Consider the following 14,054-nt stretch of genomic DNA (forward strand, 5'->3'; position numbering starts at 1 on the left):
TCTCTCCGGTCAAACCAGTTCGGCGAGCGCGCGTTCAAGCGCCTCAAGTTTCTCTCGGTCGAGTTCCGGCCAGACTGTCGCGGCCTGCACGAGCGTCTTTGCAGCAAGCGGCACAGGCAAGGGCTTTTCTCCAAAATGGGGGATTTCCGAGATCAGTATACCGCGCGCTTTGTCGTTTGCCATGAGGTCTGCAATGGTGACATTTGCCACCCAGGCCCCTTCTGCGAAATCGCTCACCTGCGCGACGCTGCGTTGACCGGAAACGACCTGCGCCCACTGTCTTTCGATCAGCAAATGCTCGTCCTGCACCGCCCCGGTCTCCGGAAGACCCAGCCGTTCGTACTGGTCGGAGGGAGCGTCTGACGCGCGCATCAACTCCACGAGAAGCGTAGCCATCCGCAGTTCGATCGCATCGTCCCGGAGCGGCGTTTTCTGCTCGGGGTCCGTCTCGAGGTCGTAGAGCAGGGTTCCGAAAGCCCAGGGGCCGCGGATCGTCCAGCCCGGCATACGCAGGACGGGAACACCTTTGGTAAAGGAAAATGGCGGCGCGAGCTCCGTCTTCGACAGTTCCTCCGGGGAGAAGCGCGCGCGCATGTGGGTCGGCATCAGCGTATATTCGTAGAGCGGCGCATTGTTCTCGTCGGCGCAACACCGCATGTAGACATATCGCCCGTCGGTGACGCAGACATGCCCGCCGAAACTTCCGAACAATCCGGCCGTCCGCACAGGAACATCGCTTCTGACCGTTTCGAGAAGCGGCTTTCCCTGCATGTCCGGCGTCGGCGGGAGGCCGAAGAGATCGAGCAGGGTCGGCGCGATGTCGATGGTCTGAACAAGCGCCGAACGCCGTTCGCCGGCAACCTTGACCCGTGGATCCCACACGAAGAAGGGTGTGTGGATCGTCTCGTCATACCACGGCATGACGGATTTTCCCCACCAGCCCTTTTCGCCGAGCATATAACCATGGTCCGTGCAGACGATCAGCATCGTATCGTCCCACATGTTCTTTTCATCCATCATGTCGAGCAACCGGCCGAGATTGCGGTCGCACATCGAAAGCAGCGCCAGATAGCGATGCCGTGCCTGGAGAACGCGTTCTTCCGCCTCCGTCACCCGGTCATAAGGCGGCCAGTCGAAATTCTCGCCGTTGTCGGGGTAGAGCGCATGATATTCGGCATAACTGAAAAACGGCTCGTGCGGATCGAAGGTTTCGATCTGCAGCATCCACTCGTCCTGGCCGGCATTGCTCTCGATGAATTGCAGTCCGGCATCGAAGGTGCGCGTCTGCGGATGGTCACGCTCGTTTCCCAGAAAGGTCCGATTGATCGGGTCCTGACGCCTCATCTGATAGACGAAGTCGTTGAGGCGCCCGCGATCGACACCTTCGACCACGCCTTTCCAGAGATCGCCTTCCTGGCCGCGGAAAAATTCGTGCGAGGAAAAGCGCGTGTGATAGGTGGCCCCGCCATCCTCCCAGTAATGCTGGTGATCCGTGACCAGATGCGTGTAGATGCCGGCGTTCCTCAGCAATTCCGGCACGCTGTCGTCAAACGGCTCGATCGGCGACCACGACCGATGAAGAAAATTGTAGCGGCCGGTGTGCATCTCGCGCCGCGCCGGCATGCATGGCATGGAACCGGCATAACAGCGGTCGAAGGTGACGGTTTTGTGCGTCAGCCGGGCGAAATTCGGCGCATGGGCGCTCCGGTCGCCATAGGGTGGAAGAAGGCGGCGGTTGAGGCTGTCGAACATCAGGACGATGGCGCGCATGGTTCACATCGTTCCCTCAAGTGCCCGAAACGCGGCGCGCCGTTCGGCCTGCCTTGCGGGATCGGCAACCGGGGCGGCGAGAAGCAGGCGTTTCGTGTAGTCGTGTTGGGGGCGGGCGGTCACCTGATCGCATTCGCCGAATTCGACGATCTCGCCGAAGCGCATCACCGCTACGCGATGCGAGATGTGACGCACCGCGGCCAGATCGTGGGAAACGAAAAGATAGGCGACGCCCGTCCGTTCCTGGATCTCGATGAACAGGTCCATGACCCGGGCCTGGGTGGAAAGGTCGAGCGCGGAGACGGGCTCGTCGCAGACGATGAGACGCGGAGACAGCGCCAGCGCGCGGGCAATGGCAATCCGCTGGCGCTGGCCGCCGGAAAACTCGCGCGGAAACCGTTCCGCCGCGTCGCTCGGCAGGGCGACCTGTTCGAGCAGCTTGCGGATCTGCTGGGATGCATCCGCCCGCGAGGCCAGCCGGCGCGCGACGATCGGCTCGGTCAGGATGTCTTCGATCGTCATCGACGGGTTGAGCGAGCTGTAGGGGTCCTGGAAGACAGCCTGGATCGCCGCCTGGCCTTTGCGTGCGCGGGGCGACATTCCGGCGATATTCTCCCCGTCGAACAGGATCTCGCCGGAACTGACCGGGCCGATGCCCAGAATGGCGCGCCCGAGTGTCGTCTTGCCCGATCCGCTTTCGCCCACCAGGCCGACCGTTTCTCCGGGGCGGATGGTGAGATTGACGTTTTTCAGGACGTGATGGGCGCCGAAATGAACGTTGACGTCGCGGCAATCGACGAGATTCAGGTCGTTCATGCCTGCAGCCCTCGCACAACCGTTGGTCGATACGTGCGGGTCTGGCCGTCTTCGAGCACCGAGTCGAGAAGCATTCGGGTGTAGTCGTGTTGAGGAGCGCCGAACAGATCCGTCGCGGTATTGGTCTCGACGATCCTGCCGTCCTTCATGACGGCAACCCGGTCGCAGCTATCCGCCACGACGCCGAAATTGTGGGTTACCAGGATGACCGCCATATTGAACTCCTTCTGCAGGTCGCGGAGAAGATCGAGCACTTCCGCCTGCACGGTTACGTCGAGCGCCGTCGTCGGTTCGTCGGCGATCAGCAGGTCGGGACTGCAGGCGACCGCACCGGCGATGAGGACGCGCTGGGCCATGCCGCCTGAAATCTCGTGCGGATAGGCGCGAAAGACGCGCTCCGGATCCGGCAGCTTCACACGGGCGAGCAGTTTCAGGGCCCGCCGTGTCGCCTCCGCCCGCGAAATCCCGAGCACCGTCATCATCGGCTCTACGAGCTGGAAGCCGATCCGGAACGCCGGATCGAGATTGGCCATGGGCTCCTGAGGCACATAGGCGATGCGTTTGCCGCGAAGGGCCTGGATGTCGTTTTCAGAAGATCTCGCCAGATCGACGCCGTCGAACCGGATGGCCCCGGAAAGCACGCGACCGCCGGGGGATAAAAGCCCGAGAATGGCAAAGGCCGTCTGGCTCTTGCCCGAGCCGCTTTCGCCGACAAGCCCAAGCACCTCGCCGCGCTTGAGGCTGAGGCTGACGCCCTTGACGACTTCGCGCCAGCCGCCGTTTGCGGGATAGGCTACGACGAGATCCCGCACGTCGAGAAGCGCGTCGGATCCGGGGAAAGGCTGCGGGCCGCTCGCCGCCGGCGGGACGATCTTCGGCGCTCTCACCTGAACGCCGCTCTGCTGCATGCGGTCGCGGATGGCGTTGGCAAGCAGCACCAGCGAAGCCACCGTCGCCGTGATCGCCAGTCCCGGCCAGAGGATCGCCCGGGGTGAGACATAGATGTTGGAGAAGGCATCCTGCAGCATTCCGCCCCAGGTGGGCGTGCTGGGGTCGCCGAGCCCGAGAAACTCGAGGCCCGACTGGACGACGATGGCGATGCCGGCGACGATGGACGTCTGGATGACCACGGGCGCCCTTACCGAGAGCAGGATATGCTTCGTGATGATCCTGAGATCGCTGAGGCCCGAGACCCGTGCCGCGTCTATATAGAGCTCGTGTTTGACGCCGTTGACGAGATTTCGGGTGAGCCGGAAAAAGCCCGGCGACAACATCACTCCGAAAACGGCCATCGACAGATAGATAGATGCACCCAGCGCCTGATAGAAGGCGAGCAGCACGATCAGCGCCGGCAGCGCCATGATGCCGTCGGAGATCCAGCGGGCGACCAGATCGAGCTTCCTGCCGTAGAAGCCGGCAAACAGCCCGGCCGTCACCCCGATGGACGCAGCTATGACGACCGTGATCAGGGCACCGAGGAACGTGTTGCGGCCTCCGTAGACCAGCCGGCTCCATATGTCGCGGCCCGACCCGTCGCCGCCGAAAAGATAACCCTCGCCGGCCGGAGCGTTGACCTTGAATATCTGGACGGCGGACGGGTCGTTGGGCGCCAGAAGGGGAGCGAAGATCGCCGAGGCGATGACGATCAGAAGCACCAGCGAAGCGACGAGGCCGGTCGGGTTGGTGAGCACCGAGCGGACGAAATGGCGACGCTGCGGCGCGGCCTGGATTGGCCCCTGGGCCGTGTTGATATCGCTCATGACATCCTCACTTTCGGATTGGCCCAGGCGTTGAGGAAATCGATCAGTATGTTCACGATCACGACCACGATGATGAGCGTCACAACCACTCCCATCAGCACGGGAACGTCGCCGATCAAGGCGGCCGACACCGTCAGCGATCCCATGCCCGGGATCGCGAAAACCCGCTCGATGACGGCAGCGCCGCCGAGAAGGGCGATGAACTGTACCGAAAGCACCGTCAGAGCCGCCGGCATGGCATTGCGCAGCGCATGGCGATAGAGAACCGAACGGGGTTTGACGCCACGGGCGCGCAGGGTGCGCACATAATCCTGCCGGAGCGCATCGATGACGGCGCCGCGGACCTGCTGGGAGGCGGATGCGATGCCCGAAAGCACAAGCGCTGCAACGGGAAGCACCAGGGACGCGGCCCAGGCTGATGGCGAGGCGCTGAACGAAACATAACCCGTCGCCGGCAGCCAGCCGAGCTCGACCGAGAAGGTGAGGACGAGCAGCAGGCCAAGCCAGAAATTCGGCATGGCGAAACCGGCGACGCTGACGATCTGGATCGCGCGGTCGGCCCACCCGCCGCGGACCGCCGCGGCGATGCCGAGCATCGCCGAAACGAAGGCCATCATCGCCACGGCGATCGTCACCATCGACAGGGTGACGGGCAACCGGCTCGCGAGGGCCGAGGTCACGCTCTCGCTCATCGTCCATGATGGGCCGAGATCCCCGCGCACGGCGTGGCTCACCCAGTCGCCGAACTGGACAGGCAGCGGTCGGTCGAGCCCCAGCCGGCTGTTCAACGCCTTCACCTGGTCAGCAGTCGCATTCTCACCCAGGATGTTGCGCGCGACATTGTCCGTGGCGCCGAAGACCATCATGAAGGTCAGGGTCGAAACCAGGCAGAGCAACGCGACGCCCGAAGCGATCCGTTTCAGAAGATACCGTATCATCGGGATCCGAACTCACTTGGCGGGTGCAAAGTCGCGCGGCCATGGCACGATGTTCTGCGCCTGCATCTGGACCTTCACCTCGGCGTTGGAAATATAGATGCTGTCGATCCTGAACCACGGCGCAAAGAAGGCATTTTCGACCATGTATCGATTGGCCGCCTGCATCGCGGCGTTCTGATCCTTGCCGGGAGGCGCATACTGGGCGGTCTTGAGCAGCGCCTCCAGCTTCTCGTCCTTTGCCTTGGACGTATTCCACGGGGAGTTGGCGAAGGCGAACTTGTTGAAGTCGGCCCAGGGCGACTGGCTGCCCAGGCGGAAGAGGAACATCGGGTATTTGCCAGACAGCAATTCGGCGATCGTGACATTCGGCGGGACTTTCACCCAGTTGACGGTGACGCCGATGTCCTTGAGCTGCTGCGTTATGATCGGCGTGTAGGAGGCGAGGGTGCCGATATCCGGCATCGTGACGCTGAAGCCGTTCGGATAACCTGCTTCGGCGAGTAATGCGCGGGCCGCCTTTGGGTCGTATTGGTAGGTGCCGTCAAGCGATGGATCGAAGGCTTCGCTTGGCGGGACGAAGGGCTGATCCGTGACCTCGCCATAACCTCGCGCCACGAACTTCAGGATGGCTTTTTCATCGAACGCCATATTGAGCGCGCGCCGGACGCGGACGTCGGAAAGCGCTTTTACCATCTTTCCGTCGCGGTCGGAGAGAAACAGGCCCAGCCAGTCCACCGGCAACCTGGAAACGGTCAATTTGCTGGCCTCGGCTTCGGTCACGACCTGCCCTTCGCCCGCGGCGGCATCCACCTGGCCGGACTTCAGGGCATTCATGCGCGCGCTAAGATCGTTGATCGGCGTGATCGTCATGGTCTCGAAGGGAAACGCCGCGGCGTTCCAATAGTCCGGATTGCGCTTGTAGACGTATTGCCGCCCGGTCACCGAGCGCTCCGTGTCGTAGATATAGGGACCGGAGCCGATCGGAAGCGTCTTGGAATTCGGTTTGCCGAGCGTGGCCGGGCTTGCCATCGCGCCGCCGACGGTCGCCAGGTTGAAGAGCATGCCGGGATCGGGCTCCTTCAGATGCAGCTTCAACTCGGCCGGGCCCACGATCTCGACATTTTTGACGGCTCCCGCCATCCACGTGTTCTGTCCAACGCCGTCGCGCAGGTATTCCAGATTGGCCTTTACCGCTTCCGCGTTGAAAGGCGTGCCGTCGGTGAACTTGACGCCCTCCCGCAGTTTGAGCGTCAGCTCCGTCCCGTCCCCGTTGAAGCTCCACTCCTTGGCAAGGTTCGGCATCGTCTTGCCGTCCGGGGCCGTGTAGAGCAGCGTGTCGAAAACCGGCATCCAGTATTGGGCTCGATGACCAATGGAAAGCCCCGCCCGATCGAATGTGTCGTTATCCAGAATGGCGGCGACCGCCAGGGTCTGGGCATTGTTTCCGACCTCTGCCCTGGCGGCCGGCGACATAGCCAGGAACGCCGCCGACAAGGCGGACAAAATGATTCGGTTTCGCATGCTCTCCTCCCGAGAGCCTGACTTGCCTTACTCCCCGGCAAGACAGGCTGCATATAGCGAATAAGACCTTTGCCAGACGGCAGCCCGGAGTCATACCAGTTGAGGCAATGCACGAAAAATGCAATTAACAGCGTGACCGATAAATCGAGTTTATCACTGCCATGCTGGATCAGATTACCCATCTTTTCCGTCTTCAGGCGATCGTGGAGGAGGGTAGCCTTCGCCGCGCGGCCGAACGGCTGAACGTCACGCAGCCCGCCCTGTCTCGGTCCCTGGCCCAGCTCGAGACGCATTTCGGGCGGCCGCTTCTCGATCGGCACGCACGCGGCGTCCGGCCGACGCTTTTTGGCGAGAGGGTGCTGTCGGAATCGCTGCGGATGATGCGTCACTGGGAGGTCGCCGAACAGGAACTGATGTCCGACAGGGCAATCGGCAAGGCCTATCTGCGGATCGGAGCCGGACCGATGTGGCGTCCCGCAATCCTGCCGGAGCTGCTCGTCGGCATGCAGCGGCGGTTCCCCAAAATCGTGTTCGAACTCAGGAACAGCCGTTACGCAGCCTCGCTGACAGATCTCCTGGAGGGGCGCCTCGACATGCTGTTCACCGGAATGACGATCGACGATCCGCAAGACTTCCGCCTTGTCGCACTTCCCCTGACCAATGTGATCAACAACGTCATGGCGCGCGAGGACCATCCGATCTTCGCCGCGCTCGATGCGGCCGGCGCAGTTCCGACGGAGCGTCTGCTCGATTATCCCTGGCTTGTCTATTCGGAGCTTCCGATCTATCAGGCAACCACTCAGCACGGGCTTTTCGAACGGCTAGGACGGGAGCCGGACATCCGGTTGAGTTGCGAAAGCCTGAATTCGACACTGTCCATCCTTCAGCGCAGCGATTGCCTCTGCCTGCTGCCCGACGCGGCTGTCCTTGCGACCTCCTGCCCGCGGGTCGTACCGGTGCCGGTCAATCTCAACTACAGGCATACGCGGACGGGAGTTATCTATCGCCAGGAGCTCGAAGAGTGGGCTCCGGTCCGCGAGCTGGTTGCCCTTTGCAAGGAGCGCTTCCAGATCGAGAACCAGCCGGAAGCCGAAAAGCGCGACGGATAGCGATCAGTTTTAAGCATCGCTCGCTTTTGAAATTGCATTATTTGGGCATGGCCTGACGCTGTATCCTTGCCGAGGCGCTGAGAGTCTGGGGGCCCGTGGTCTCCCTGCCTGTCTCTGTCGCCTGCATGCGAGGGAGGGATATTTGCGGCCCAACATTATTTTCATCATGGCGGATGATCATGCCGCGCGGGCAATCTCCGCCTATGGCGCAGGTCTCAACCACACCCCCAATCTCGACCGCCTGGCGGCGGAGGGGATGAGGCATGATGCGACCTATGTGACGAATTCGATCTGTACCCCTTCGAGGGCCGCGATCCTGACCGGCACGCATAACCACGTCAACGGCGTCACCACGCTCGTGACGCATATGAACAACCGTATTCCGAACGTCGCCAAGCTCCTGAAGGCGGCAGGCTACCGCACCGGCATCTTCGGCAAGTGGCATCTGGGTGAAGGGCCTCTCCACGAGCCAAGGGGCTTCGATGACTGGGCTGTCGTTCCGGGACAGGGCGACTATTGGGACCCGGCGTTCATCGACCGCGACGGCCGGCGTCGGATTGCGGGCTATGTCACCGACATCATCACCGACAAATCCATCGATTTCATCGAGCAAGGCGACGGCCGCCCCTTCTTTCTGATGTGCCATCACAAGGCGCCGCACCGTAATTTCATTCCTCATCCCAAACACGATCACCTGTGGGCCGAGGAAGATCTTCCGCTGCCATCGACGTTCAACGACGATTATTCCAATCGCGCGGCGGCCGCGGCGGCCGCCCGCATGCGGGTCCGTTCCGACCTCAACTGGGAAGATCTCGGGCTGGTGCAGCCGGAAGGGCCGGCCACCATCGCCGGGGAGCTGATGCTGGATCAGATCCCTTATCGCCGCGTACCGGAACTCAGGGACGGCGAGAACATCACGGTGGTGTGCGCCTCAACCGGCCGGAACTACACCTTCACCGACCCGCAGGTTTTCGCCGAGTTCAAATACCAGCGTTATATGAAACGCTATCTCCGCACGGTCCAGTCGATCGACGATAATGTCGGCCGACTGCTCGACTACCTCGACGAAAAAGGCCTAACCGAAAACACCCTGGTTATCTATACGTCGGACCAGGGCTTTTTCCTCGGCGAGCATGGCTGGTTCGACAAGCGGTTCATGTACGAGGAAAGCCTGCAGATGCCGTTCCTGGCGCGTTACCCCGCGGCGATCCCGGCGGGTACGACCAGCAGCGATCTGGCCTGCAATGTCGATTTTGCCCCGACCTTCCTGGATTATGCAGGAGTGCAGACGCCTTCCTTCATGCAGGGGCGGTCGATGCGGCCCGTTCTGGAGAAACGGACGCCGGCCGACTGGCAGCAATTGGTGTACCACCGCTATTGGATGCACAACGACGCGATCCACGGCGCCTGGGCGCATTACGGGGTGCGGGACGCACGCTACAAGCTCATCTACTGGTACAATGACGATCTCGGGCAGCCGGGAGCGCGACCCAACGGTGCGCCGCCGGAATGGGAGCTATTCGACTGCGCGGAGGATCCGCATGAGCTGAGGAATGTCGCGGATGACGCGGCCTACGCAGCCGTTTTCCGCGAAATGCGCGCCAAACTCGACGCCAAGATGGCCGAAATTGGCGATATTCCCGAACATATCCAAGGCGACTGAGTTGATCCTCCGGCCCGCCCGGCACGTCGCCGAGCGGGAAATGAATCGATCGAACCTAGGCCGAGATGCGATTGCCGCTGACGTCGAAAAGATGGGTCAGGGCAGGCTCGTAGGACAACCAGACCCGCTCTCCCGCAGACAAGTTCGCGTCTCCTATGGTTCGCGCGATCACGGTTCCGAGGCGCTCGACCAGGACATGTAGAAACGTATCGCTTCCAAGACGCTCGGTGAACTGGACCTGGCCCTGCAAGGCGCCGCTCTCTTTGCTCACGGTTATATGCTCGGGCCTGACGCCGAGCGTATGCGCTCCCGCGGCCTCCGCCACTTCGCCGGTAAACAAGTTCATTTTCGGCGAGCCAATGAAACCGGCGACGAACAGGGTCTGCGGGCGATTGTAGAGGTCGATCGGCGCGCCGACCTGTTCGATGCGGCCCTTGTTGAGTACGACGATCTGGTCGGCAAGCGTCATGGCTTCCACCTGGTCGTGCGTTACATAGATCATTGTCGCGCCCAGGCGCTGGTGAAGCTGGGCGAGTTCGACGCGCATCTGGGTGCGCAGGGCGGCGTCGAGGTTCGAAAGCGGCTCATCGAACAGGAAAACCTTCGGTTCGCGCACGATCGCCCGGCCGATGGCCACGCGCTGGCGCTGGCCGCCGGAAAGCTCCGCCGGTTTGCGCTTCAAAAGAGGGCTCAGTTGCAGCACATCGGCGGCGGCCGCGACTTTCCGCTTGATCTCGGAATTCGGCACTTTTGCCATCTTCAGCGCGAAGCCGATATTTCCTTCCACGTCCATGTGCGGATAAAGCGCGTAGGACTGGAAGACCATGGCGATGCCGCGCTCCGTCGGCCGATCGTCGGTCACGTCGCGGCCGTCGATGAAGAGATGGCCCTCGGTCGTTTCCTCCAGCCCCGCCGTCAGCCGAAGGAGCGTCGATTTTCCGCAGCCGGATGGCCCGACGAAGACGGTGAAAGATCCGTCCGGGATATGCAGGGAGACGTCTGGAATGACATCGATGGCTCCGAATGTCTTTCTGATGTTGCGGTATTCGAGCGCGGCCATGGATCAGTCCTGGGGAAGGTTCTTGTAGATGAAATGCGAAAAATCCGCCGGCATTGCGAGGCCGCCAAGATCGTGCGCCGCCATGCCGACGAAAGCGCCGGTAAAATTGCCGATCCCGACGAAGGACCCGGTGATCTTGCTCTGTTCGCCTTCGCCGCTTTCGTCGGACAGCACGGAATTGTCGAGCACCGGCCCGATACGGGTCCATGCGCCGTCCTTCCAGTAGAAGAAGCGCAGAGCCGCTCCCCGTACTTCGACGCGCATGCGGACCGGACCGTCCGGAACGGGGATCGGCTCGGCAAGCCCAAGCATGGTCATGCCGTTCGGCCACTGGCCGTTGCAGTAGAAGATCTGCAGCGACCGGCCGGCTTCTTCGTCATGACTGACGCAGAGATAATGGTAGGCGAAGCGGTTATAGTAGGCGATCAGCCCCGCCATTTGCAGATAGGAGGTCGGATCGCAATCGACCTCCGTTTCGGCATCGTAATCGAAATGCGTCTGGCGACGGGCGACGAGGGATTGTTCGAACCAGGACCCGACGGATTCGCGGCCGAACAGGCGAAGGTGGCCGGGGCGATCCGACAGCGAAAACAGCCGTTCCGGATAAGGCGTTCTCAGCCACTGAAACGCCGAGGGCAGGCCGGTGCCCGGATCGAATTCATAGCGCTCCGGTTCTGGGGGGAAGGGGTGCGGAGGAAGGGCCGGCGCCGGCACCTGGTCCTGCGGGACGTACCTGTCCCCATCCAGCCTCAGCCAGCCGTCCTCGCCCCACACGCACTTCTGGATCGCCGTCTCGCGGCCGAGCACGGATCGATAGAGGCCGGGCAGCGGTCGGCTGCAGAGATGCACCATGTAGGTATCGCCGTCAGGCGTCTCGACGAAATCGCCGTGGCCACCGCGCTGCAGCGCGGCATCCGGATGGAAGCGCGACGTGACGACATGGGTGTCCGGGTGCAATTCGTAGGGGCCGGCGATATGGCGCGATCGGGCCATGGTCACGGCGTGGGAATAACCCGTGCCGCCTTCGGCGACCACGAGATAATACCAGCCGTTTCGTTTGTAGAGATGCGGCCCTTCCGAGAGGCCCAGCGGCGAGCCGCGGAAGATGTTGGTGATCGGGCCGACAAGCTTCTTCTCGGCCGCGTCGTATTCCTGGAGGAGGATGCCGCCGAAACGAGACGGGCGTCCGCGATGATCCCAGACCAGGTTGACGTGCCACTTGCGACCGTCGTCGTCATGAAAGAGGGAAGGGTCGAAACCCGAGGAGTTGAGATAGACCGGATCGGACCATGGGCCCTCGATGGTCGGGGAGGTGACGAGATAGTTGTGGCAGTCCTTGAATGCTCCGCTCTTGCGCTTCACGTCCGTGTAGATCAGCCAGAACAGGCCGTCCGCATAGGTGAGGCAGGGAGCCCAGATGCCGCAGCTGTCCGGATCGCCGCGCATGTCCAGCTGTGAGGCACGGTTGAGGGGACGGCCTGCGAGGCGCCAGTTCACCAGGTCGCGCGAGTGATGGATCTGTACACCCGGATACCACTCGAAGGTCGACACGGCGATGTAATAGTCTTCGCCGACACGGCATATGGAAGGGTCGGGATTGAATCCGGGGAGGATCGGATTCTGGATCATGACGCTATTCATAACTAACCTTTCACGGAGCCGCGGGTGAGGCCGGCAACGATGTATTTCTGGGTAAAAGTGAAAAAGATGAGCGCCGGCAGGATGGTCAGCGATACGAACGCGAGGATCTTGTTCCACTCGATCAGGAACTCACCACGGAACTGCATGATGCCGAGCGGCCAGGTGTAGAGGCTGCGATCGTTCAAGACGACCAGCGGCAACAGGTAGTTGTTCCAGCTCTGCACGAAAACGAAGGTGCCGACCGTGGCGAGGATCGGCGTCGAAAGCGGCAGGGTGAACCTGAAGAAGAAACCGATATAGCCGCAGCCATCGACATAAGCCGCCTCGAACAATTCCTTCGGCAATTGCTGGAAGAAGCTGCGGAGGAGAACGACGGCGAAAGCCATCGAGAAGGCCGTCTGCGGCAGGATGATCCCGAGCGGATTGTCGAGCAGATTGAGATCGCGGATCTGGATGAAGAGAGGCACGATGGCTGTCGCAAAAGGGAACATCAACCCCAGGAGCAAATAGGATTGTATGTATCTGGAGCCGAAGAACCGGATCTGGGCAAACACGTAGGCAGCCATCGAAGCCGATAGAAGCGTGAGAACGACGGCCGAAAGCGAGACCACCAGCGAGTTGCGCATGTAGGTCCAGAACAGCGGGCTGAACAGGATGTCCGAATAGGTGCTCAGGTCCCATATTGTGGGGATACCGAAGGGCGAGGATCGCAATTCGCCCATGGTCTTGAAACCGCCCAGGAAGGTGGAAAGCAGAGGCAATATGACAATGCCGGCGACAATGGAAAGCACGGCTGCGCGCAGCAAGGCCGGGAAAAAGCCGGAACGGGTCACAACACGTCTCCCTTGGTAAGCGCCAGGCGCCGGTAGCCAAAAGCGGAGACGAGGCACAGGATGAACAGCACGACGCCGACGGCGCTGCCATAGCCCACGTTCAGTTGCGCCAGGCCATAGGTGTAGAGATAGCTGACGATGGAGTGGGTGGAGTTGGACGGGCCGCCGTTGGTCAGCGGGATGATGATGTCGAACACCTGCAGAGCGCCTATTATCGCGAAGAAGGCCGATAGCTTGATCGCGTGAGCGATCAGCGGCAGCTTGACGTAGAAGACCTTCTGCCACGGGCCCGCCCCGTCGATATCGGCAGCTTCGATGAGATCGGAAGGAACCGCCTGCAGTGCGGCGATGAAAATCATCATGTGGTAGCCGAAATACTTCCACACGATCACCGTGATGATGGCCATGAATGCGTATTGCCGGTCCGCCAGGATGTAGATCGGCTCGATGCCGAGCGCCGTCGCGATCTGGCCGGATACACCGTAGTCGCCATCAAAGATGAAGCTCCAGATCAAGCCGGTGGCGATTTCGGCGAGAATGTAAGGTGCGAAAAAGATCAACCGAAACGCCGTATTGACCGTCGTCTTCCTGTAGATGAGCAGCGCCATGGCCAAAGCCAGCGGTATCTGGATCAAGATCGACGCCAAGACCAGCTTCAGCGAATTCCACATCGACTGATGGAAGACGGAGTGACCGACGAGGCGCTGGTAGTTCTGCATGCCGACGAAATTCGTGACTTCGCCGTAACCGCTCCACTTGAAGAAGCTCAGATGCGCGGCATTGATGATGGGCCAGATCACGAAAATCGTGAAAAGGACCAAAGCTGGCGGCAGGAAAAACAGGATGGTGGCCAGCTTCCCGTCCTGTTGCATGCGCGACAAGCGCGCCATCGGGCTATGCCGCGGGCGTTTTCTGGTGAGGGTGTCCATAGGTAACCTTGCTG

At 61.6% G+C, this 14,054-nt stretch carries 11 protein-coding genes; 2 read left to right on the top strand and 9 right to left on the bottom strand.

Annotated elements, in window-relative coordinates:
- Window positions 1–9: 9 nt before the first annotated feature.
- The 5 genes from J2X76_RS15445 to J2X76_RS15465 are packed head-to-tail and all read right to left on the bottom strand — an operon-like array spanning window position 10 to window position 6,805.
- Window positions 10–1,770, bottom strand: coding sequence for a sulfatase (locus tag J2X76_RS15445; protein WP_310217695.1), 1,761 nt, complete (start codon window positions 1,768–1,770; stop codon window positions 10–12).
- Window positions 1,771–1,773: 3 nt separating this feature from the next.
- On the bottom strand, window positions 1,774–2,586 hold the full coding sequence (locus J2X76_RS15450; RefSeq protein WP_310217698.1) for an ATP-binding cassette domain-containing protein: 813 nt from the start codon (window positions 2,584–2,586) through the stop codon (window positions 1,774–1,776).
- The gene (locus J2X76_RS15455) at window positions 2,583–4,346 is read right to left on the bottom strand and encodes a dipeptide/oligopeptide/nickel ABC transporter permease/ATP-binding protein (RefSeq protein ID WP_310217701.1); all 1,764 of its coding nucleotides are present in this window, start codon (window positions 4,344–4,346) and stop codon (window positions 2,583–2,585) included. Before J2X76_RS15455 ends, J2X76_RS15450 begins: the two co-directional genes overlap by 4 nt.
- The gene (locus J2X76_RS15460; RefSeq protein WP_310217703.1) at window positions 4,343–5,284 is read right to left on the bottom strand and encodes an ABC transporter permease; all 942 of its coding nucleotides are present in this window, start codon (window positions 5,282–5,284) and stop codon (window positions 4,343–4,345) included. The genes J2X76_RS15455 and J2X76_RS15460 overlap by 4 nt, the downstream gene beginning before the upstream one ends.
- Window positions 5,285–5,296: 12 nt before the next feature.
- Window positions 5,297–6,805 carry an ABC transporter substrate-binding protein gene (locus J2X76_RS15465; RefSeq protein WP_310217706.1) on the bottom strand — a complete coding sequence of 503 codons (1,509 nt, stop codon included), beginning with the start codon at window positions 6,803–6,805 and terminating at the stop codon, window positions 5,297–5,299.
- Between the two features lie 161 nt (window positions 6,806–6,966).
- Here J2X76_RS15465 and J2X76_RS15470 point away from each other — a divergent pair, with 161 nt between their 5' ends.
- Window positions 6,967–7,914 carry a LysR family transcriptional regulator gene (locus J2X76_RS15470; RefSeq protein ID WP_310217709.1) on the top strand — a complete coding sequence of 316 codons (948 nt, stop codon included), beginning with the start codon at window positions 6,967–6,969 and terminating at the stop codon, window positions 7,912–7,914.
- A 142-nt stretch (window positions 7,915–8,056) separates the two neighbouring features.
- Window positions 8,057–9,577: a sulfatase gene (locus J2X76_RS15475; protein ID WP_405030043.1), complete on the top strand. Its 1,521-nt coding sequence runs from the start codon at window positions 8,057–8,059 to the stop codon at window positions 9,575–9,577.
- Window positions 9,578–9,632: 55 nt separating this feature from the next.
- Here J2X76_RS15475 and J2X76_RS15480 read toward each other — a convergent pair whose 3' ends face one another.
- Genes J2X76_RS15480 through J2X76_RS15495 form a run of 4 tightly spaced genes read right to left on the bottom strand, consistent with a single transcriptional unit; the run spans window position 9,633 to window position 14,001 of the window.
- On the bottom strand, window positions 9,633–10,637 hold the full coding sequence (locus tag J2X76_RS15480) for an ATP-binding cassette domain-containing protein (protein ID WP_310217712.1): 1,005 nt from the start codon (window positions 10,635–10,637) through the stop codon (window positions 9,633–9,635).
- 3 nt (window positions 10,638–10,640) lie between these two features.
- The gene (locus J2X76_RS15485; RefSeq protein ID WP_310217714.1) at window positions 10,641–12,266 is read right to left on the bottom strand and encodes a glycoside hydrolase family 43 protein; all 1,626 of its coding nucleotides are present in this window, start codon (window positions 12,264–12,266) and stop codon (window positions 10,641–10,643) included.
- 14 nt (window positions 12,267–12,280) lie between these two features.
- Window positions 12,281–13,111 (bottom strand): carbohydrate ABC transporter permease, encoded by an 831-nt coding sequence (locus J2X76_RS15490; protein WP_310217717.1) that lies wholly within the window; start codon window positions 13,109–13,111, stop codon window positions 12,281–12,283.
- Window positions 13,108–14,001, bottom strand: a complete 894-nt coding sequence (locus tag J2X76_RS15495) for a sugar ABC transporter permease (protein ID WP_310217719.1) — start codon at window positions 13,999–14,001, stop codon at window positions 13,108–13,110. Before J2X76_RS15495 ends, J2X76_RS15490 begins: the two co-directional genes overlap by 4 nt.
- Window positions 14,002–14,054 lie beyond the last annotated feature (53 nt).

The sequence above is a fragment of the Neorhizobium sp. 2083 genome, assembly GCF_031455615.1.
Taxonomy (GTDB): Bacteria; Pseudomonadota; Alphaproteobacteria; order Rhizobiales; family Rhizobiaceae; genus Neorhizobium.